We start from the raw sequence: 21168 nt of genomic DNA on the forward strand, positions 1-21168 counted from the left end.
TTTAAAGCGAACCGTGGGTGACACTTGGCGCTTTTGCCTGTCTACACCCACTCAATCCTTCAACGACGAGCATGAATATGAAAATTCTGATGGTGTTGACGTCCCACGACCAACTGGGCGATACCGGCAAGAAGACCGGTTTCTGGCTCGAAGAATTTGCAGCGCCTTACTACGTGTTCAAGGACGCAGGCGCCGAGGTGACACTGGTATCGCCAGCCGGCGGTCAACCACCGCTGGACCCGAAGAGCGATGAAGCCGACGCACAGACTGCCGAAACCCAGCGCTTTCGCGAAGACTCCCAGGCGCAGCAAGCACTGGCCACGACCGGCCGACTGGCTGATGTCAACGCCGCTGACTTCGACGCTGTCTTCTACCCAGGCGGTCATGGCCCACTGTGGGACCTGGCCGAAGACAAACAGTCGATCGCACTGATCGAAGCCTTCGCCGCTGCCAACAAGCCACACGGCATGGTTTGCCATGCACCGGGCGTTCTGCGCCACGTGCGCGCATCCAACGGCGAGCCGCTGGTCAAAGGTCGTCGTGTAACCGGCTTTACCAACAGCGAAGAAGAAGCTGTCGGCCTGACCGATGTTGTGCCGTTCCTGGTCGAGGATGAGCTCAAACGCCTCGGCGCCGACTACTCCAAGGGCGATGATTGGGGCGTGCACGTGTTGACTGACGGCCACCTGGTGACCGGCCAGAACCCTGCCAGCTCAACTCAGGCGGCCAAGGACTTGCTCACGCTGCTGAGCTGATCGGCATGCCCGGTTCGTTATCCGCTCACATCAGGATATCGAACCGGGAAGTGCTTCATATAAATCGAATCTTGCCCGCAAAGTGCTGACCAATACAGAGAGAGCCCCTCAATCTGGAGAATGGTCATGGCTGAAGAATCCGAACGCGAAGACCTCGATCACAAGCCTGAGAACGCAGGCAAGGTGGGCGAGAAGAACAAGCAATTGAATGAACAGGGTGAACAACCCAGACCTGCGACCTCGCCTGATCCTCAGAAAGACAGATCGGTAGGCAAAAGCTGAATCAGAGCAACCCTCGCTCGGCGCAGACTTTCACCACCTGTTCGCGAAACCAGCCATTGGCTTCATCCTGATCGGCCTGCGTGCTCCATGCCATGTTCAGGGTGAACCCCTGCAGATCGGCTGGCAACTCGAACACCGATATCCAGGGTTCATTGCCGAGCAGTGTCTGAATGCGGCGAGGCAGAACCAGCATGAAGTCAGTGCCTTCCAGCAGTTGCAGCGCTGCGCTGTAGCTGTTGGCGCGCGCGACGATAGTGCGCTCGCGCCCCTGGCGCTGCAGCCAGCCATCCACCATGTTGGTGTCGGATGTCCAGGGCGTTGGATAGACGTGACGACGTTCAGTGAAAACCTCGAGATCAACGCATGCCGTCAAGGGCGCAAAGGCGGCGTCCATCACGCACACCAGGTCATCTTCGAGCAGCACCTGAGTCACCAGACCTTCCGGCACCCGATGAAAGCCTGGACCGAAGCACAGCGCCAGATCGAAACGGCCATCTTTCAGTTGTTCGACAGGCAGGTCCTTTTCCAGCTTTTGAACGTTGACTGCCACCGAAAAGCCCGCATCGATAAAGCCGCGCATCAGGTGAGGCAATACCAGCAGCTCGAAGTATTCCGGCGCGCAGACGTTGAACGTGGTTTGCCTGCGCGTAGGGTCGAACAGGTTCAGGCCGTCGTGACACAGGTTGACCTTGTGCAGAATCTGCTGCACATGGGTGAGCATGGCCAGCGCCTTGCGCGTCGGCCGCATACCATTGCGGGTACTGATGAACAGGTCGTCCTCGAAATTGGCGCGCAGCTTTTTCAAGCAGTAGCTGACCGTCGACTGACTGACATGCAGCGCTTCGGCGACCAGCGTCAGGTTGCGCTGTTCGTACACCGAGACAAAGACCATCAGGTCCTGCATGTCCAGCTTTCTGAGGGCGTTACTGTTGAGCATCGATTGATCTCGTTGGCGCTGCGACCGGACGTCAGGTCAGCGCAAGCAAGATAGCATCAAAACGCGATCAGGCAGTCGTTCTGTCACCCATGACCAGCGCTTGCGGAACCCCGCGCAGAGGCCGTGAGCACTCTGCGGGACAGCGCATCTGCATAGCGCCGGGGGTCGAGCTGCAGGACCATGATCAACATCAGCGCGACCAGCCCGGTCAGCGACCACCATGCGCCAGTGAAGCTGCCCGAAAGGTCGCGGATCACACCTGCCAGCAATGGCGACAGACCTGCGATCAAATAACCCACGCCCTGGACGAAAGCGGTCAGGCTGCCTGCGCGCTGCGGGTCTTCGAGATGGTCCATGGACACGATCAGGCTCATCGGGAACAGACCGCCAATGCCCAGCCCCAACAGACAGGCCCACAACAGGCTCAACGACTGCGGCATGAGGATCAGGCCCACGAACCCCACCATCATCAGTACGAGCAGCACGCTCAGTGCAAGACGCTTGTCGCGGCTGCGGTTGGCCAGCGCAGGAATCAACAAGCCGGAGACAACCTCCATCACCGTCAAAAAGCCAAGCAGCAAACCAGCGTCCTGCTCACTCCAGCCATGCTCAACGTAATAAGGCGCAAGCCAGGCCAGCACGCAGGTGTATGCAGCGGTGCCCAGGCCGAAGAAAACCCCGAGCATCCAGGCTCTGGGCAGGTGCGCAAAAGCGTCTTGCCCTGCGCTGCCACTGGCGGGGCCTTGCGTCGTCTGGACGTTCATTGCGCCTCGCTGAGTCAGCCACAGGCACAGCGCGACCACCGCCAGCACCGCCCAGATGGCCAGCCCGACACGCCAACTGCCACTGCTGCTGAGCACCCACGGGCTGAACGACGCCGCGATTGCCGCACCGCCCATAATGGCAGTGACGTACAGCCCCATGCACAGCGAAACACTGGTCTTGAAACGGGTTTTGATCAGGGTCGGCATCAGTGCCTGAATCAGGGCAATCCCCAACCCTGCGAGCACGGCGCTCAGAATCAGCTCCGAGGCACTGTCCACGAACAGGCGGGCAAAGGATGCAAGCCCGATCAGGCACAGCGACAGCGTGACCGTGCGATGAGAACCGAGACGGCGCGCAATACCCATGCCGAAAAACATCGCCAGCCCCATGGCCGTAACCGGCAGCATGGTCAGCAGCGAGGCCATGCCGAAGCCCAGCGGCAACTCAAGACGAATGGCTGACAACAACGGGCCAACCGCTGCCATTGATGGCCGCAGATTGAGCGCCACGATAACCACGCTGACCATTAACACCACACTTTGAACCGCCGAACCCCGAATCTGCATACCGTCACCTCCTGTGCTGGGGTGACGATTAGGCCGGGGCTGTCGGCAAGCGGCAAATCAAAAAATGGGCAGGGCTATCGAAAAATCAGAGTCGGACCGGAGCCGCTCCGATTCAGGCGTTCTGGCGAGGGCACTTGCACGACACAGAGCAGGCCGGTTCAGGCTCTTCCTGCTCCGTACCGTCGACACCCAGCCACCAGGTTGACCCGCGGCACGGGTACTGCATATAGAACGGCTGCCCCATCATCGGCGTGGTAATGGCAATATTCTGCTCCCAGGCCAATGCCAGGATCCTGTCGAACGGCTCGTGCCAGGCATGCATCGACAGGTCGAATGTGCCGTTATGGATCGGCAGCAACCAGCGACCGCGCAGGTCAATGTGGGCTTGCAGTGTCTCTTCGGGTTGCATGTGCACATGGGGCCATTCGACGTTGTAGGCACCGGTTTCCATCAGCGTCAGATCAAACGGTCCATACTGCTCGCCGATCACCTTGAAGCCGTCGAAATAGCCGCTGTCGCCGCTGAAGAAGATGCGCTGATCACCGTTGACCATGACCCAAGATGCCCAGAGTGTGCGGTTGTTGTCGAACAGCGTGCGGCCGGAAAAATGCTGCGACGGCGTGGCGGTGAATTCGATGCCGGCCACTTCAGTGGACTGCCACCAATCCAGTTGCCGCACTTTGTTCGCGGGCACGCCCCACTCGATCAGCGTATCGCCCACACCCAAAGGCGCGAGGAAATGTTCGGTCTTGGCCATCAACGACAGGATCGCTTTGCGGTCGAGGTGGTCATAGTGATTATGCGACAGGATCACGGCAGTGATCGGCGGCAAATCTTCAAGGCTTATCGGCGGCTGATGGAAACGTTGCGGGCCGGCCCATTGCACGGGCGAGGCACGTTCGGCGAACACCGGGTCGGTCAGCCAGAACTGGTTGCGCAACTTGAGCAGCACGGTTGAATGCCCCAGGCGATAAACCGTATTGTCCGGCGCGGCCAGCAACTGCTGACGTGACAGTGGCTCAACCGGGATTTCACCGGCGGGTCGGGTGTTGCTGGGCTTGTTGAATGCCTGGTCCCAGAAAATGCCCAGCGTTCTGACCAGACTGAACGGTGTGGTCGGCGCATGGTTGCTGTAACGCCCATCGTGACGAGACAGAACGGGCAATGGAGAGGCATTCGCTTTCTGATGTGTCGAGGCCATGGTGTGCTGACTCCTGGGGACAGGTTGAGGCTCCAGCCGTGCATACTTTGTACGTGATCCCGTTGCAGGATGTCCGATGAAAAATATGTAACAGTGTTTTACACTACACGGTGTAGTTTTAAGCTTGCATGATCGCTCGCGACAAGTAAACTTCTGAGTGTAATTTTTCTCTAAACGCCCGTTTGAAGCGAACCTATGACTGCTCCCATGCGCCTCACCGATCAGAAACGTGAATCCATTGTCCAGGCGGCCATTGCCGAATTCGGCGACCGTGGGTTCGAGGTCACCAGCATGGATCGCATAGCCGCACGCGCCGAAGTTTCGAAACGCACGGTGTACAACCATTTCCCGAGCAAGGAAGAACTGTTTGCCGAAATACTGCAGCGATTGTGGAACTGCTCTCCCCCGCAGTCGGAAGTGGTTTATCACCCCGGTGTAGACCTGCGCGAACAACTGCGTGATTTGCTGTGGGGCAAGATGCGCACGCTCAACGACAGCAGCTTTCTGGACCTCGCCCGCGTCGTGGTAGGCGCCACTATCCACTCCCCCGAACGGGCTCAAGTATGGCTGGCGCGTATCAACGAGCGAGAAGAAACGTTCAGCGCCTGGATCCGCGCCGCGCAAAAGGACGGGCGGCTGAAGATCGTCGACCCCGGCTTTGCTGCAACGCAGGTGCATGCATTGCTCAAGTCGTTTGCATTCTGGCCTCAGGTCACCTTCAGTGCCGACCTGCTCAGTGACAAGCAGCAGCAGGACGTCGTCGAGTCGACCCTTGACCTGTTTCTGGGCTGGTATCAGATCACCGCCTGAACACTGACGGACCGGCACTGTGCCTGCCTGTGAAAGACGCTCGAGAGGCTGACATGCTCTATGACCTGCTGATTCGTAACGCGTGGATAATCGACGGCAGCGGTATGCCGGGCTACAGCGCCGACCTTGCGATCAAGGACGGTCGTATCGACAAGGTGGGCAAGCTGCACGGCGTCTCGGCACATCAGGAAGTCGACGCCAGGGGCCGAGTGCTCGCGCCAGGCTTCATCGATGTGCACACCCATGACGACACCATGGTGATTCGCAAGCCGGGCATGCTGCCCAAGATTACTCAGGGCGTGACCACCGTCATCGTCGGCAATTGCGGCATCAGCGCATCGCCGGTCAGCCTTACCGGCGAGCCGCCGGACCCGATGAACCTGCTGGGTGCGGCCACCGACTTTGTGTACCCCCGCTTTGCCGATTACCGCGCCGCCGTAGAAGCCGCTCAGCCAGCGGTCAATGTCGCCGCATTGATCGGCCACACCGCGCTGCGCAGCAATCACATGGATGACCTGAGCCGCACCGCAAGCCCTGACGAGATCCGGTCCATGCGCGAGCAACTTCGTGACAGCCTGGCAGATGGCGCGCTGGGGCTGTCTACCGGGCTGGCCTACGCCTCGGCATTCAGCGCCGACACCGACGAAGTCATGCAACTGGCGCAAGAACTGACCGCAGCAGGCGCGGTTTACACCACGCACCTGCGCAGTGAATTCGAACCGGTGCTGGAGGCCATGGACGAGGCGTTCCAGATTGGCCGGCACGCTCAGGTGCCTGTCGTGATCTCGCACCTCAAATGCGCAGGAGCCGGTAACTGGGGCAGAAGCCCTGAATTGTTGGCGGCGCTGGAAAAAGCCGCGCTGACGCACCCGGTGGGTTGCGATTGCTATCCCTATGCGGCCAGTTCATCGACCCTCGATCTCAAACAGGTCACCGATGCCTTCCGGATCACTATTACCTGGTCCACGCCGCACCCGGATGAGAGTGGGCGCGATCTGGCGGACATCGCGACCGACTGGAACCTCTCGCTGCATGAAGCCGCCCGCCGGTTGCAACCGGCAGGCGCGGTGTATTACGGCATGGACGAGGCGGATGTGGAGCGCATCCTGAGCCATCCCTTGACCATGATCGGCTCTGACGGTCTGCCAGAAGACCCCTTCCCTCACCCGCGTTTGTGGGGTGCGTTCCCCAGGGTGCTGGGACATTTCAGCCGGGACCGCAAACTGTTCGATCTGCCTACCGCCGTACACAAGATGACCGGCCTTTCTGCCAAACGTTTTGGCCTGCATGATCGCGGCTTGATCCGGGAAGGCTATTGGGCGGATCTGGTGCTGTTTGACCCTGAGCGCATCCGCGACATCGCTGACTTCAAGCAACCGCAACAGGCTGCCGAAGGCATCGACAGCGTGTGGGTCAACGGCCATTTGAGTTATGCCAACGGCGAGGCGCAAGGCCCCGGACGCGGTCAGTTCCTGCCGCGCTCGGGCTCGCTGAAGGAAGGCTTCACACTGAGCTGATTACGTCAGACCAGCATATGGCCGATCACCGTGCCACGGCACTCGCCAAAACCGATCGACACCTGCCCGTCACGATGACAGCGGGCACGCAGAATGATCTCGTCACCGTTTTCCAGAAATCGACGCTCTTCACCATTGGGTAGCATGACCGCTTGCTTGCCACCTTCGGTCATCTCCAGCAGGCTGCCGAACTGGCCTGGCTGCGGACCGGACAGAGTGCCGGTGCCGAACAGGTCACCCGGCTTGAGAGCGCAGCCGTTGGCGCTGTGGTGCGCGACCATCTGCGCCACCGTCCAGTACATATTCAGCGAATTGCTCAGCCCAAGCCGGTGCGGTGCCAGACCTTGGGCTTTCATCTGCTCGGTGAGCAGCAGGGCTTCCAGCTCGATGTCCAGCGCGCCGCCCTGCTGGTCCGCAGTGTCCAGTAGATAAGGCAGCGGCTGCGGATCGCCGTCAGGCCTTGCCGGCTGGGCGCTGCGAAAAGGCGCCAGCGCTTCGGCCGTAACCACCCAGGCAGAGATCGTAGTCGCAAAGCTTTTCGACAAAAACGGTCCCAGTGGCTGATATTCCCAGGCCTGAATATCGCGGGCCGACCAGTCGTTGAGCAGGCAGAAACCGGCAATGTGCTCAGCCGCCTGATCAATACCTATGGCTTCACCCTGCGGGTTACCGGGGCCGATCCACACCCCAAGCTCCAACTCGTAGTCCAGACGCTTGCAAGGACCAAAAGTCGGAACCTCCTGTCCGGGCGCGAGCGTCTGGCCATTCGGACGTCGGATTGGCGTACCGGAGGTGCACAGCGTCGAAGCGCGGCCGTGATAGCCAATGGGCACGTATTTGTAATTGGGCAGCAACGGGTTATCTGGGCGAAACAGCTTGCCGACGTTCAAGGCATGGTGGATGCCCACGTAAAAATCGGTGTAATCGCCCACCCGCGCTGGCAAGTGCATGCGGCACTCGCTCATGGGAAGCAGCAGGTGTGCGGTCGCTTGCAGGGTCTCGCGCTGGGGACAGTCAGCGTCGAGCAGTTGCAGCAAGGCGGTACGCAGCGCCTGACGGGCGCTGGCGCCAAGCGCAAAGAAATCATTGAGCAGGCCACGACTGGCAACCTCGGCGGCCTGCGCAGCCAGCCCTTGAAAGAAATAACCGTCTACTGCGGTGCGCAGATCGAAGATCAGATCACCAATGGCGACACCGCCACGAGGTTCGCTGTCGCCGTGGCTGAACACACCCAGCGGCAGGTTTTGCAAAGGAAAGTCCGGGTGGCCGTTGGCAGAAGCCACCCAGCTCAGAGGGGTATCAGGCAAAGTCATCAGCGCGGTTCCTGAGTGAAGGTTCTGGCAAGGCCGTTCCAGCATCCATCGTAATCAGCCTGCAACTGCGGGCACGACAGCGCATGGCTGCTCGGGCGCAGCACCTTGCCGGTTTCAAACATGAAGGCCATGGTGTTTTCGATCTTGTGCGGGCCCAGGTCAGCGGCGACGGCCTTCTCTGCAGTGGCATTGTCGGGCCCGTGCGCGCTCATGCAATTGTGCAGCGACGCACCTCCGGGCATGAATCCCTCGGCCTTGGCATCGTAAGCACCAGTGATCAGCCCCATGAACTCGTTCATGAGGTTGCGGTGAAACCACGGCGGTCGGAAGGTGTTTTCCGCGACCATCCAGCGAGGCGGGAAGATCACGAAATCGATATTGGCCTGGCCGTGCACAGCGCCCGGCGAAGTCAGCACGGTAAAGATCGACGGGTCCGGATGGTCATAACTGACTGCACCGAGGGTGTTGAACCGGCGCAGATCGTACTTGTACGGCGCGTTATTGCCGTGCCAGCCCACCACATCGAACGGCGAGTGGTCCAATTGCGTCGACCACAGCTCACCCAGAAATTTCTGCACCAATTGGACTGGCTCATCACGCTCTTCAAACCAGGCGACCGGCGTCAGGAAGTCACGCGGGTTGGCCAGGCCATTGCTGCCTATCGGCCCGAGATCCGGAAGACGCAGCGGGCAGCCATGGTTTTCACAGACATAACCCCGCGCGCCGTCGTCGAGCAGGTGCACGCTGAATTTCAGACCTCGCGGCAACACGGCGATTTCCTGCGGTTCAAGTTCCAGCACGCCCAGTTCCGTGACAATGCGCAACCGTCCCCGTTGCGGCACCACCAGCCATTCTCCGTCGGCACTGAAAAAAGCACGCTGCATGGATGCATTGGCGGCGTACACATAAACGCTTACGCCTTGCGCCTGATCAGCCGCCGACGTGCTGGCCAGCGCAATCAGGCCATCCAGGAAATCGGTGGCTTCGCCAGGCACGTCAAATGCGTTCCAGCGCAGCCGGTTGGGGGTAACCGGGCCTTGCTGAACACCGGTTATCTGTCGGGTCAGGCGCTGAAAGGCAGGATGCGCAGCCGAGGGCTTGATGCGGTACAGCCAGCTTCGGCGGGCTTCTGCCCGGGATACCGTGAACGCGGTGCCAGAGAACTGCTCGGCATAGAGGCCCAGCGGGTGTCGCTGCGGAGAGTTCTGCCCGACCGGCAACGCACCGGGCAATGCCTCACTGCTGAACTGATTGCCGAAACCTGACTGATACGCGAGCGGATCGGAACGGGATGGGGTAGGCATCTGGACCTCTTGTTGTTATGGGTCACGCGTCAACAACTGCGTTATTCGTAACTCGATTACGCATAACGTAATTTGAGTTTGACAGCCGGTCAAGCTATAAAGCTGCCTTTACGTACTGATGCCCGCCCATGACCGATGACATCGAAATTCCCGCTGGTGGACGCCAGCAAAAGGTACAGGCTGCCGAGGTAGGCTTTGGCGTGCTCAAGGCCCTCGCACAGCTATCGCCTTCCACGTCGTTGTCCAGACTTGCCGAACACCTGAGCATGCCTGCCAGCAAGGTTCACCGTTATCTACAGGCTCTGATCTCCAGTGGTTTCGCCGAGCAGGACGCGGTCACCAACCACTACGGTCTGGGCCGTGAAGCCTTGCAGGTCGGGTTGGCGTCACTGGGCAAACTCGACGTGCTGAAGGTGTCGGCGCCATGGCTGGCCAACCTGCGTGACGAGCTCAATCAGACCTGCTTTCTCGCGGTATGGGGCAATCATGGGCCAACCGTGGTGTATGTCGAGCCGTCAATCGGTGCTATCACGCTGGTGACTCAAATCGGTTCGGTGCTGCCACTGCTCAGTTCGTCCACCGGACTGGTTTTCGACAGTTTCCTGACGTCCCGTGAAACCGGGCCTTTGCGCGAGCTTGAAGGGGCTGACCTGAACGCTGGACAGCTGGCTGAAATCGATCAGCACGTGCAGCAGATCCGCAGCCAGGGCGTCCACCAGATTCAGGGGATGCTGATGCAAGGCGTCAACGCAGCTTCCTCACCCCTGTTTGCCATGGGCGGCAAACTGGTGGGCGTCATTACGGTTGTGGGCTCAGGGGCAGTACTTGTTGATCGCGCGCAGAACCTGGCGGCCCAGCGCCTGCAGGAAACCGCAACCGCGATCAGTGAGCGTATGGGCGGCTCGATGCCGGTTGCGTAACAAGCTGAGCCGACGCGACGTGCATCGGCTCGGATGTTACCGACAGATCAGTCGGTGGTCAGCACGCCACGCTTGATCTGATCCCGCTCGATCGACTCGAACAGCGCCTTGAAGTTGCCTTCGCCGAAGCCGTCATCACCCTTGCGCTGGATGAACTCGAAGAACACCGGCCCCATCAGGGTTTCGGAGAATATCTGCAACAACAGGCGGCGCTCGCCACTGTCGGACGAGCCATCGAGCAGAATCCCGCGTGATTTCAACTCGCCTTCCGGCTCGCCATGATTCGGCAAACGTCCTTGCAGCATTTCGTAATAGGTGTCGGGCGGCGCGGTCATGAAACGCATGCCGATGGACTTCAGCGCGTCCCAGGTCTTGATCAGGTCATCGGTGAAGAACGCCACGTGCTGTATGCCTTCACCATTGAACTGCATCAGGAACTCTTCAATCTGCCCGGCGCCCTTGGAAGACTCTTCGTTCAGCGGGATCCGGATCATGCCGTCCGGAGCGGTCATGGCCTTGGACGTCAGACCGGTGTATTCGCCCTTGATGTCGAAGTAGCGGATTTCACGAAAGTTGAACAGCTTCTCGTAGAAATTCGCCCAGTACGCCATGCGGCCGCGATACACGTTATGCGTCAGGTGATCGATGAACTTCAGGCCTGCGCCTTCCGGGTGACGATCCACACCTTCGATGAAGTTGAAATCGATGTCGTAGATCGAGGTGCCTTCGCCAAAACGGTCAATCAGGTACAGCGGCGCGCCACCGATCCCCTTGATGGCCGGCAGACGCAGCTCCATGGGCCCGGTGGCAATTTCCAGCGGTTGCGCCCCGAGTTCCAGCGCGCGGTTGTAGGCTTTCTGCGCATCCTTGACCCGGAAGGCCATCCCGCACACCGATGGACCGTGTTCGGCGGCGAAGTAGGACGCCAGGCTGTGGGGCTCATTATTGAGAATCAGGTTGATCGCACCCTGGCGATACAGCGTCACGTCCTTGGAACGGTGAGTCGCGACCTTGGTAAAGCCCATCATCTGAAACACGGGCTCAAGTGTATTGGGTGTGGGCGCGGCGAATTCAATGAATTCAAAGCCCATCAGGCCCATCGGGTTTTCGTAGAGATCAGCCATGGTTGGCTCCTTGCAGGAAAGTGAGGTTGAACAATCGACCGAATCACTGTCCAGCGGGCGGGGCACAAGGAATCCCTCGCACGCTGCGGGCAAGGAAGTCACCGAATATCAGTTGCAGACCAAGAATCTTCATGAGGGCAGCCTACTCCGGCTTGTCCGATTGTGCATCCGGGTGCGCATGTTGAAACGCACTGTGCTGCATCGCCTGCTGCTCAACGCGCTGAATCAGCGGGAAAGGCTGCAGGTCGACATTGAATCGACGAGCCGCATAAAGCTGCGGCAACAGGTAAACGTCCGCCACACTGGGCGTGTCGCCAAAACAGAAACGCTGGCCTTCAATCAATCGCTCGACAGCGCTGAAGCCTTCGGTGATCCAGTGGCCGATCCACGCTGAAACGCTTGTTTCGTCGTGGCCAAGACTGCGCAGGCGATTGAGCACTGACACGTTGTGCAGCGGATGAATGTCGCAACCGATCAGGGACGCGACCGCCCGCTGGCGGGCGCGCAGCATCAGATCATTTGCCAGCAATGCTGGTTGCGGGTAGCGCTCTTCAAGGTATTCGATGATGGCTGGCGACTGGGTCAATGAATCGCCGTTGTCCAGCCTCAACGTGGGGACTCTTCCCTGCGGATTGATGCGCCTGTATTCAGGCATCAGTTGTTCGCCACCGTTGATCACCAGGTTGACCGGGATCGCAGCGTAACTCAGCCCCTTGAGCGCCAGCGCAATACGCACGCGGTAACTGGAGGTCGAGCGGTAGTAGGTGAATAGATCCACGGAGGCTGCCTGCTGGAACGCTAACGGCGTCGCTTGTTGTTATGATCGTTATGCTCAATGTTTTTCGTAATTGACTTACGTAATGCGTAACTTGAGCGATCAGCCCTCGTCTGTCAATACGGGCCGCAGGCCATTCAGGCCCAGCCTTCCAGGCGCAGCGTTGAACGCACCAGCCGTTGCTCTTCGTTTTCGATTTCCCGCAGGTTTTCGCAAATGCTCTGGATGTGCGCCAGCGCGGCCTTGCGCGCCTGTTCGGGCAGGCGACCCGTGACGGCGTTGTACAGCCGCGCATGCTGCCGGTCGATCTGCCGCTTCTGCGGTTCACGGTGATAGAGGTTGTTGACCGAAGCAAACACCGTGTTCAACAGCAGATCGGTCAGCGAGCGCAGGGTCTGCACCAGGACCGGATTATGCGACGCCTCGCAGATGGCCAGATGAAACGCGTGGTCGAGCCGCGCATGCTCACCGGCTGTCAGTTCACTGCTCTGGGCCGCGATCAGGGCGTCATAGCTACGGGTAATGAGCACAAAATCTGCGTCCGTGCCACGCAACGCGGCCAGTCGTGCAGACTCGCCTTCCAGCAGGCTGCGCACTTCGAACAGGTCATACAGCGTGCGGGGCTGCGAGCCGAACAGGTGCATAAGCGCCGAGGTGTGCTGAGGCGCGTTCATCTGCGCGACGAATGAGCCTTTGCCCTGCCGGGTTTCGATGATACCCCGCGCCCGCAACAGCTTCAGACCCTCGCGCAACGCCGTGCGCGATACGCCCAGTTTCTCCGTGAGACGCCGCTCAGAGGGCAACAACTGGCCAACCTTGAGGACGCCGTCGACGATCAGGCGCTCGATGCGTTCACACACCACGTCCGCGACCTGAGACGGGCGCACGTTCGATTCATTGATGATGGCACTCTCCCAGAAGACCCATACGACGCCAACAGCTCTGCAAACATCAATATCACTGGTATGACCAGACAGAAGACGACTCAGCAACCCAGATCACAAATAAAATAAGTCATTGATTTAAATATATTTATAAATCCAATTTTGTTTTACTCCCTGAAAAAACTGGTTCGACCAGCACATCCATACATGGACAGTAAGGCCGCCAGACCCAATGATGCAAGCCAACCGCTGGCCCGATAACAACAAGACTGGGTTGCACATGAATATTCTGTACGACGAACGTCTCGACGGCGTGCTTCCTGCCGTCGATAAGCAGCAACTGCTGCAAGACCTGCAACGGCAGTTGCCAGACCTGGATATCCTGCACCGCCCGGAAGAACTTCGGCCTTACGAGTGCGACGGGCTGTCGGCCTACCGCACCACACCGATGCTGGTGGTATTGCCGCGTCATATGGAAGAGGTCCAGACGCTGCTCAAGCTGTGCCATGAACGGCACGTGCCGGTGGTCGCTCGCGGCGCAGGCACCGGGCTTTCCGGCGGCGCCCTGCCGCTGGAAAAAGGCGTGCTGCTGGTCATGGCGCGCTTCAACCAGATTCTGCACATCGCCCCTGCCGCCCGCCTCGCGCGCGTCCAGCCAGGCGTACGCAACCTTGCTATTTCCCAGGCCGCCGCACCGCACGGTCTGTATTACGCGCCAGATCCCTCCTCTCAAATTGCCTGTTCCATTGGCGGCAACGTGGCTGAAAACGCTGGCGGTGTGCACTGCCTCAAGTACGGCCTGACGGTGCACAACCTGCTGCGCGTCGACATTCTCACTGTCGAAGGCGAGCACATGGTGCTGGGCAGCGATGCACTGGATTCGCCCGGTTTCGACCTGCTCGCCCTGTTCACCGGCTCCGAAGGCATGCTCGGCATCATTACCGAAGTCACGGTCAAACTGCTGCCCAAGCCACAAGTAGCCAAGGTCTTGCTGGCGGCGTTTGATTCGGTCGAAAAAGCCGGTCGTGCCGTCGGCGACATTATTGCCGCAGGCATTATCCCCGGCGGGCTGGAAATGATGGACAACCTGGCGATCCGCGCGGCGGAAGACTTTATTCATGCGGGTTACCCGGTCGACGCCGAGGCCATTCTGCTGTGCGAACTGGACGGCGTGGAAGCCGATGTGCACGACGATTGCGCAACGGTTCGTGAGGTACTGACGCTTGCCGGGGCGACCGAAGTGCGCCAGGCGCGGGACGAAGCCGAGCGGGTTCGCTTCTGGGCCGGGCGCAAGAACGCGTTCCCGGCAGTCGGCCGCCTGTCACCCGACTACTACTGCATGGACGGGACCATCCCGCGCCGCGAATTGCCGGGAGTGCTGCGCGGTATCAACGAGTTGTCCGAGCAGTACGGTTTGCGCGTCGCCAATGTATTTCATGCCGGAGACGGCAACATGCACCCGTTGATCCTGTTCGATGCCAATCAGCCCGGCGAACTGGAGCGCGCCGAGACGCTGGGCGGCAAAATCCTTGAACTGTGCGTCAAGGTCGGCGGCAGCATCACCGGTGAACACGGCGTTGGGCGCGAAAAAATCAATCAGATGTGCGCGCAGTTCAACAGCGATGAACTGACTTTTTTCCACGCGATCAAGGCTGCCTTCGACGCCAGCGGCATGCTCAATCCGGGCAAGAACATTCCAACCTTGCACCGCTGTGCAGAATTCGGCGCCATGCATGTACACGCCGGGCAATTGTCCTTCCCTGAACTGGAGCGCTTTTGATGACCACAGCGGACAGGGACACCAGCGAGGCATTGCTCGAACAGGTCAATCAGGCGTTGCAGCAAGCGACCCCGCTGCGCATTCAGGGCGGCAACAGCAAGGACTTTCTCGGTCGTGATGTGAGCGGTGAAGTACTCGACACCCGTAGCCATCGCGGCATCGTCAGCTATGACCCGACTGAACTGGTAATCACCGCTCGCGCCGGTACGCCACTGAACGAGTTGATGCAGGCGCTCGACGATGCGGGACAGATGCTGCCTTGCGAGCCGCCAACATTTGGTCATGCAACCCTGGGCGGCATGGTCGCCGCCGGGCTGTCCGGCCCACGTCGGCCGTGGAGTGGTTCGGTACGCGATTTCGTGCTCGGCACGCGGCTCATTACCGGTCACGGCAAACATCTGCGTTTCGGTGGCGAAGTGATGAAGAACGTTGCCGGTTACGATGTTTCCCGTCTGATGGCAGGCAGTTTTGGCTGCCTCGGCGTATTGACCGAGGTGTCACTCAAAGTGCTGCCCAAGCCACGGCTGTGCAGCAGTATTGCGCTGGAGATGAGCCCGGCCCGCGCGTTGATCTGCCTGGCGGAATGGGGCCAGCAACCGATTCCGATCAGTGCCGCCAGCCATGATGGCCGGGTGTTGCACCTGCGCCTGGAGGGCGGTGAAGGCTCGGTGGCGTCGGCGCATGAGCGGCTGGGTGGCGATGCGCTGGACCCGGCCTACTGGCAGCAGTTGAATGAACAGCGCCTGCCGTTTTTCGACGACAAGCGCGCGCTCTGGCGAATCTGCGTACCGGCCAATACCCCGACGCTGGACCTGCCCGGTGATCCACTGATCGACTGGGGCGGCGCGCAGCGCTGGTTGAAGTCCGACGCTGACGGCGAGGTCATTCGGGCCGCTGTCGTAGCGGCAGGCGGCCACGCGACCTGCTATGGCCCCGGTTGTGCGCAAAGCCCTTTCCAGCCGCTGGCCGAACCGTTGCTGCGTTACCACCAGCAGCTCAAGTCAGGGCTCGACCCGCAGGGTATTTTCAACCCTGGCCGAATGTACGCGGAGCTTTGAACCATGCAGACCACGTTGAGCGAACACGCCAGACAATTGCCCCGCGCCGAAGAAGCCGAGCGCATCCTGCGCAGTTGCGTGCATTGCGGTTTCTGCAACGCGACCTGTCCGACCTATCAGTTGCTGGGCGACGAATTGGACGGCCCACGCGGCCGGATCTACCTGATCAAACAAGTGCTGGAAGGCAACGAAGTCACCGAAAAGACCCAACTGCACCTGGACCGTTGCCTGAGCTGTCGCAACTGCGAAACCACCTGCCCCTCGGGAGTGGATTATCACAACCTGCTGGACATTGGCCGTGCCGCCGTCGATGCCGCAGTTCCCCGCCCGCTGGGTCAACGGCTGTTGCGTGAGGGCTTGCGCAGTATCGTTCCCAATGCAGGGCTGTTTACGTCTCTGACCCGGCTTGGCACCACCTTTCGCCCCTTGCTGCCGAGTATGCTGAAAAGCAAGTTGCCGACGACCATTCACCCGGCCGGGGTTCGTCCGGACCGTCGGCATGCGCGTCAGATGCTGATGCTTGAAGGTTGCGTGCAGCCGGGCCTTTCGCCCAATACCAACGCTGCAACTGCACGTGTACTCGACCGCCTGGGTATCAGCATCAGCCCGATCTCCGAAGCCGGTTGTTGCGGCGCAGTGGATTACCACCTGAACGCACAGGAGGCGGGGCTGGATCGTGCCCGACGCAACATTGATGCATGGTGGCCCGCCTTGCAGAGCGGAGCCGACGCCCTGATTCAAACCGCCAGCGGTTGCGGGGCATTCGTCAAGGATTACTGCCACCTGCTGCGCGATGATCCCGACTACGCCTCGAAAGCGGCCTACGTCAGCGCCTGCACCCGGGATCTGGTCGAAGTAATGCGTGATGAACCCCTTGAAACGCTGGGCATCAAGAGCGAAACACGATTGGCGTTCCACTGCCCGTGCACGTTGCAACACGCACAAAAGCTGGGTGGCGAGGTCGAACGGGTACTGTCTCGTCTGGGCTTCAACCTGACCAGCGTGCCGGACGGGCATCTGTGTTGCGGCTCGGCAGGCATCTACTCTATTACCCAACCCGAGCTTGCGCGGCAGTTACGGGACAACCGGATGAACGCACTGGAAAGCGACAAACCCGAGGTGATCGCCACCGCAAATATCGGCTGCCAGACCCACCTCTCAGGCGCCAACAGGACGCCCGTGAGGCACTGGATCGAGCTGGTTGACCAGGCGCTGAGTGCGCCTGGTCAAGACTGATCCTGATTGACGCCTCACAACTGAATATTTATCCACCAGACACTCAATGGAGCACTTCATGAAAATCAAAGCCGTTCTGACCCAGACCGAAGTCAGCCTGATGCTCGCCGCCGCTCGCGATGAGGCCCACGCCAACGGCTGGGCGGTTGCCATTGCTATCGTCGACGACGGTGGTCACTTGCTGGCCTTCGAACGTCTGGACGATGCGTCACCGATCAGCAGCTATATCTCGATTGAAAAAGCGCGCACCTCGGCGCTGGGCAAGCGTGAATCCAAGGGTTACGAAGAAATGGTCAACGGCGGTCGCACCGCATTCCTCAGCGCCCCACTGCTGACGTCTCTTGAAGGGGGCGTACCCGTCATTGTTGACGGTCAAGTGATCGGCGCGGTGGGTGTATCCGGCGTCAAGGCCGATCAGGACGCTCAAGTGGCCAAGGCCGGTATTGCTGCGCTGAATGCCGACTGATCCCTCAGTGTCACAGCCTTAAAGAACTCACAGGAGCCGCTTTTCATGACCGATTTCGTCAAATGTCACCGTCTCAAGGTCGCCGTCAACCTGCAGCGTTTTGTCGAGGATGAAGTCCTGCCGGGCACAGACCTGGACCCGGAAAGCTTCTGGGAAGGCTTCGATGCACTGGTGCACGAACTAGGCCCACGCAACCGCGACCTGCTGGCCGAGCGGGAGCGCCTGCAACACGAACTGGACAAATGGCACAAGGCGCATCCAGGCCCAATCAAGGATATGCCTGCGTATCGCGATTTCCTGCACTCGATAGGCTATCTGCAACCCGTGCCGGATCATGTCAGCGCCACCACTGCCAACGTTGACCTGGAAATCAGCGAACAGGCCGGGCCGCAACTGGTCGTGCCCGCGATCAACGCGCGATATGCGCTCAATGCTGCCAACGCGCGCTGGGGCTCGTTGTACGACGCGCTGTATGGAACAGACGCAATATCAAGCTCTAACGGCGCAGAGATCAGCGCTGGCTACAACCCGTTGCGCGGCGCCAAAGTGATCGCCTTTGCACGCGAACTGCTGGACAGCAGCGCGCCGCTCGCCAAGGGCAGCCATGTCAATGCCCGCAGCTATCGCATCGAAGACGGCCAGTTGCACATCGCGCTGGCCGACGGCACCCACACCGGCCTTCAGCAGCCGGAAAAGTACATCGGCTTCCAGGGCGAGCCTGGTCAGCCGGACGCAATCCTGCTCAAGCACAACGGGCTGCACATCGAGATCCAGATCGACCCGAAACACCCGGTCGGTAGCACCGACGCCGCCGGCATCAAGGACCTGTTGATCGAATCAGCGCTCTCAACCATCGTCGACTGCGAAGACTCGGTGGCGGCCGTGGACGCCGATGACAAGGTAGCGGTGTATCGCAACTGGCTCGGCCTGATGAAGGGCGACCTGACCGAAACGCTGGACAAGGGCGGCAAGGCGATCACCCGTCGCCTCAATCCTGACCGCACGTACAAGGCTGCAAGTGGCGGCGAGCTGACACTGCGCGGGCGTTCGCTGCTGCTCATCCGCAACGTCGGCCATCTGATGACCAACCCGGCGATCGTCGACAAGGACGACCACGAAATACCCGAAGGAATACTCGACGGTGTGCTCACCAGCCTGATCGCCCTGCACGACCGTAAACGCCGTGGCAATTCACGCGCGGGCAATGTGTACATCGTCAAACCCAAGATGCACGGCCCCGACGAAGTCGCCTTTGCCGATCAGTTGTTCGGCCGCATCGAGGACCTGCTCAAGCTGCCAAGGCACACCCTGAAAATGGGCATCATGGATGAGGAGCGTCGCACCAGCGTCAACCTCATGGCCTGCATCAACGCCGCTTCTGCGCGGGTCGCGTTTATCAACACCGGTTTTCTGGATCGCACCGGCGACGAGATTCACAGCGCCATGCAGGCCGGGCCGGTGTTACGCAAGGGCGACATGAAAAACGCGCCGTGGATCAAAGCCTACGAACGCAGCAACGTGCTGGTCGGCCTGGCCTGCGGCTTGCGCGGGCGGGCGCAGATTGGCAAGGGCATGTGGGCCATGCCGGACCGCATGGCCGATATGCTCGAGCAGAAAATCACTCATCCACAATCCGGCGCGACAACCGCCTGGGTACCCTCGCCCACCGCCGCTACGCTGCACGCACTGCATTACCATCGGGTCGATGTACAGGCCGTGCAGGAGAAACTGCAACAGGAAAAGCTGTCCGACGTCAGCGAGCAGTTGCTCAACGATCTCTTGACCATCCCGGTGGTCAGCGAACCGCAGTGGACCCTGGAGCAGATTCGCGAAGAGCTCGAAAACAACTCACAAGGCCTGCTCGGCTACGTGGTGCGCTGGGTCGAACAAGGTGTGGGGTGTTCCAAGGTTCCGGACATTCACGACGTCGGTTTGATGGAAGACCGGGCGACACTGCGTATTTCCAGCCAGCACATGGCCAACTGGTTGCAACATCGGGTGGTCGACAGGGAGTACGTCAGCAGCGTGCTGGAGCGCATGGCCAAGGTGGTGGACAAGCAGAACGCCGGTGACGCCCACTATCGGCCCATGGCCAGGGACTTCAAACACTCTGTGGCGTTTCAGGCGGCGTGTGCGCTGGTGTTCAAGGGCTGCGAGCAACCGGCAGGCTATACCGAACCCTTGCTGCATGAGTTTCGCCTGACGTTCAAGGACAAACAGTAACCGGCACCCAACAAGCCTTTTGTTCAGCGCGCGGAAGAAAGCAGGCATCAACGGCAATTCGTCATGCGGGACGCCGTTGATTGCCAGGCTTCAGAGAACATGCGAGAGGAGCGTCCGAACCGGACGAAAGAACTTACAACTGATAGATCGACACCCAACTCATGTCCGAATGAGTGGTGTACAGACGCGTACCCGCCTTGCTCAGCACCGACCCGCCTACCGACGGAAAATAGGCAATGCAGCTTACCGTACCCTTGACCGTATCGACCCGGTACACATCGAAGTTGCAGGTGTAGACGACGTAGACATAGCGATCATCCGGGGTGATGCCAATGATCTTGACCGGATATCCCTGACAACCGATTTTTTCACGGTAATACATTCTGCCGCTGGTCCCGTCAGCGATGTACACCTCATCGATCCCGCCCACGTAAAGCCGCAAGCCGTCACTGCTGATCGCCATCGAACGAGGGTCGGCAAAACCCGGAATGTCGTCCTGCCCATAGCCGACCGGGTCGATCACAGACACCGCACTGAGCGCAATACCGTCCGCCAGTACCGATGCAAAGATCCGGTCACTTTGCGGGCTGACGGCCAGCGCGAGCGAGGCTTTGGACAAGGCGCCAAGATCAAAATCGTTTTCGACCTGATAGTCATCGGTCCTGATCACCCGGATCAACCCACCCGGCATGTCCTGAAACGACAGGCAGATGAAGCAGCCATCCGGGCTGCAGACGATCCTGTTTACCTTGGCGGACGCGAGAGTCCGGATCACGGTAAGGTTTTCGGTATCGATCACATAACACTTCTTGCTGCCCACCGAGTACAGGCGCTTCCCGTCCGGGCTGAGCGTGATATCCCCCGCGCCCGCGCCTTTGATGGAGCGCACGTAAAAAGGCTCGACGAGGCTGAACACACTGATTTCGTTGCCGGTTTCATGCGCCACGTAGAGGGTTTTCTCGTCCGTGCTTACTTCGATTTCCCGAGGAACGAAATCAAGCGGAATGATGCTTGTCAGCCAGGCGATATCCAGCGGGACCTCCATACCAATCGCATCTGCCATCTGACTCTGAGCTCTGACGTACTGGGGTGCTTTTTTGTGCATGTCACTCACCAATGAATAGGTCTGCAAGACCGCCACGGTGGGGCACAGATAACAAGATGCAACCCCACCCACGAACGATGCGACCAAGGCTCTTATGCCGCTCGGATCCAAAAACGTGATCCCATTGAATACTCGACGACACCGCTT

19 protein-coding genes are annotated in these 21168 nt (G+C 59.9%); 10 read left to right on the forward strand and 9 right to left on the reverse strand.

The features are described from left to right. Positions 1-77 precede the first annotated feature (77 nt). Positions 78-755 (forward strand): type 1 glutamine amidotransferase domain-containing protein, encoded by a 678-nt coding sequence (locus KDX37_RS04215; RefSeq protein WP_231651425.1) that lies wholly within the window; start codon positions 78-80, stop codon positions 753-755. Positions 756-881: 126 nt separating this feature from the next. Further along, positions 882-1037, forward strand: a complete 156-nt coding sequence (locus tag KDX37_RS04220) for a hypothetical protein (RefSeq protein WP_231651426.1) — start codon at positions 882-884, stop codon at positions 1035-1037. A 1-nt stretch (position 1038) separates the two neighbouring features. On the opposite strand, the gene KDX37_RS04225 is transcribed toward KDX37_RS04220, so the two are convergent. From KDX37_RS04225 to KDX37_RS04235, 3 genes are all read right to left on the reverse strand, one after another. After that, entirely contained in the window at positions 1039-1974 is a 936-nt protein-coding gene (locus tag KDX37_RS04225; protein WP_231651427.1) for a LysR family transcriptional regulator, read from the reverse strand. A gap of 83 nt (positions 1975-2057) precedes the next feature. After that, on the reverse strand, positions 2058-3305 hold the full coding sequence (locus KDX37_RS04230) for a cyanate transporter (protein WP_231651428.1): 1248 nt from the start codon (positions 3303-3305) through the stop codon (positions 2058-2060). Between the two features lie 112 nt (positions 3306-3417). Beyond that, positions 3418-4506 (reverse strand): MBL fold metallo-hydrolase, encoded by a 1089-nt coding sequence (locus KDX37_RS04235; protein ID WP_231651429.1) that lies wholly within the window; start codon positions 4504-4506, stop codon positions 3418-3420. 195 nt (positions 4507-4701) lie between these two features. On the opposite strand from KDX37_RS04235, the gene KDX37_RS04240 reads away from it, so the two are divergent. Together KDX37_RS04240 and KDX37_RS04245 are read left to right on the forward strand one after the other, a co-directional pair. Next, positions 4702-5316: a TetR/AcrR family transcriptional regulator gene (locus KDX37_RS04240; RefSeq protein ID WP_231651430.1), complete on the forward strand. Its 615-nt coding sequence runs from the start codon at positions 4702-4704 to the stop codon at positions 5314-5316. A gap of 53 nt (positions 5317-5369) precedes the next feature. Continuing rightward, positions 5370-6833: an N-acyl-D-amino-acid deacylase family protein gene (locus KDX37_RS04245; protein ID WP_231651431.1), complete on the forward strand. Its 1464-nt coding sequence runs from the start codon at positions 5370-5372 to the stop codon at positions 6831-6833. A gap of 5 nt (positions 6834-6838) precedes the next feature. Here KDX37_RS04245 and fahA read toward each other — a convergent pair whose 3' ends face one another. Further along, complete coding sequence (gene fahA, locus KDX37_RS04250; protein ID WP_231651432.1) at positions 6839-8146, reverse strand: fumarylacetoacetase; 1308 nt, start codon at positions 8144-8146, stop codon at positions 6839-6841. Further along, positions 8146-9450 (reverse strand): homogentisate 1,2-dioxygenase, encoded by a 1305-nt coding sequence (hmgA, locus tag KDX37_RS04255; protein ID WP_231651433.1) that lies wholly within the window; start codon positions 9448-9450, stop codon positions 8146-8148. Before hmgA ends, fahA begins: the two co-directional genes overlap by 1 nt. A 128-nt stretch (positions 9451-9578) precedes the next feature. On the opposite strand from hmgA, the gene KDX37_RS04260 reads away from it, so the two are divergent. Continuing rightward, on the forward strand, positions 9579-10370 hold the full coding sequence (locus KDX37_RS04260; protein ID WP_231651434.1) for an IclR family transcriptional regulator: 792 nt from the start codon (positions 9579-9581) through the stop codon (positions 10368-10370). A gap of 47 nt (positions 10371-10417) precedes the next feature. Here the strand turns inward: KDX37_RS04260 and hppD are convergent, their stop codons facing one another. From hppD to glcC, 3 genes are all read right to left on the reverse strand, one after another. Then, positions 10418-11494, reverse strand: coding sequence for a 4-hydroxyphenylpyruvate dioxygenase (gene hppD / locus KDX37_RS04265; protein ID WP_231651435.1), 1077 nt, complete (start codon positions 11492-11494; stop codon positions 10418-10420). A gap of 142 nt (positions 11495-11636) precedes the next feature. Beyond that, positions 11637-12272 carry a maleylacetoacetate isomerase gene (gene maiA / locus KDX37_RS04270; RefSeq protein ID WP_231651436.1) on the reverse strand — a complete coding sequence of 212 codons (636 nt, stop codon included), beginning with the start codon at positions 12270-12272 and terminating at the stop codon, positions 11637-11639. Between the two features lie 134 nt (positions 12273-12406). Continuing rightward, a complete protein-coding gene (gene glcC / locus KDX37_RS04275; protein ID WP_231651437.1) occupies positions 12407-13156 on the reverse strand; it encodes a transcriptional regulator GlcC in 750 nt (249 codons plus the stop codon). A 277-nt stretch (positions 13157-13433) separates the two neighbouring features. On the opposite strand from glcC, the gene glcD reads away from it, so the two are divergent. Genes glcD through KDX37_RS04300 form a run of 5 tightly spaced genes read left to right on the forward strand, consistent with a single transcriptional unit; the run spans position 13434 to position 19916 of the window. Then, a complete protein-coding gene (gene glcD, locus KDX37_RS04280; RefSeq protein WP_231651438.1) occupies positions 13434-14933 on the forward strand; it encodes a glycolate oxidase subunit GlcD in 1500 nt (499 codons plus the stop codon). Beyond that, complete coding sequence (glcE, locus tag KDX37_RS04285; RefSeq protein WP_231651439.1) at positions 14933-15991, forward strand: glycolate oxidase subunit GlcE; 1059 nt, start codon at positions 14933-14935, stop codon at positions 15989-15991. The genes glcD and glcE overlap by 1 nt, the downstream gene beginning before the upstream one ends. Positions 15992-15994: 3 nt before the next feature. After that, positions 15995-17227: a glycolate oxidase subunit GlcF gene (glcF, locus tag KDX37_RS04290; protein WP_231651440.1), complete on the forward strand. Its 1233-nt coding sequence runs from the start codon at positions 15995-15997 to the stop codon at positions 17225-17227. Between the two features lie 58 nt (positions 17228-17285). Next, a complete protein-coding gene (locus tag KDX37_RS04295) occupies positions 17286-17693 on the forward strand; it encodes a heme-binding protein (protein WP_231651441.1) in 408 nt (135 codons plus the stop codon). Between the two features lie 45 nt (positions 17694-17738). Next, positions 17739-19916 (forward strand): malate synthase G, encoded by a 2178-nt coding sequence (locus tag KDX37_RS04300; protein ID WP_231651442.1) that lies wholly within the window; start codon positions 17739-17741, stop codon positions 19914-19916. 133 nt (positions 19917-20049) lie between these two features. On the opposite strand, the gene KDX37_RS04305 is transcribed toward KDX37_RS04300, so the two are convergent. Continuing rightward, complete coding sequence (locus KDX37_RS04305) at positions 20050-20979, reverse strand: YncE family protein (protein WP_231651579.1); 930 nt, start codon at positions 20977-20979, stop codon at positions 20050-20052. Between the last annotated feature and the right edge of the window lie 189 nt (positions 20980-21168).

Origin of the sequence: Pseudomonas californiensis (genome assembly GCF_021147775.1) — a bacterium.
Lineage (GTDB): Bacteria > Pseudomonadota > Gammaproteobacteria > Pseudomonadales > Pseudomonadaceae > Aquipseudomonas > Aquipseudomonas californiensis.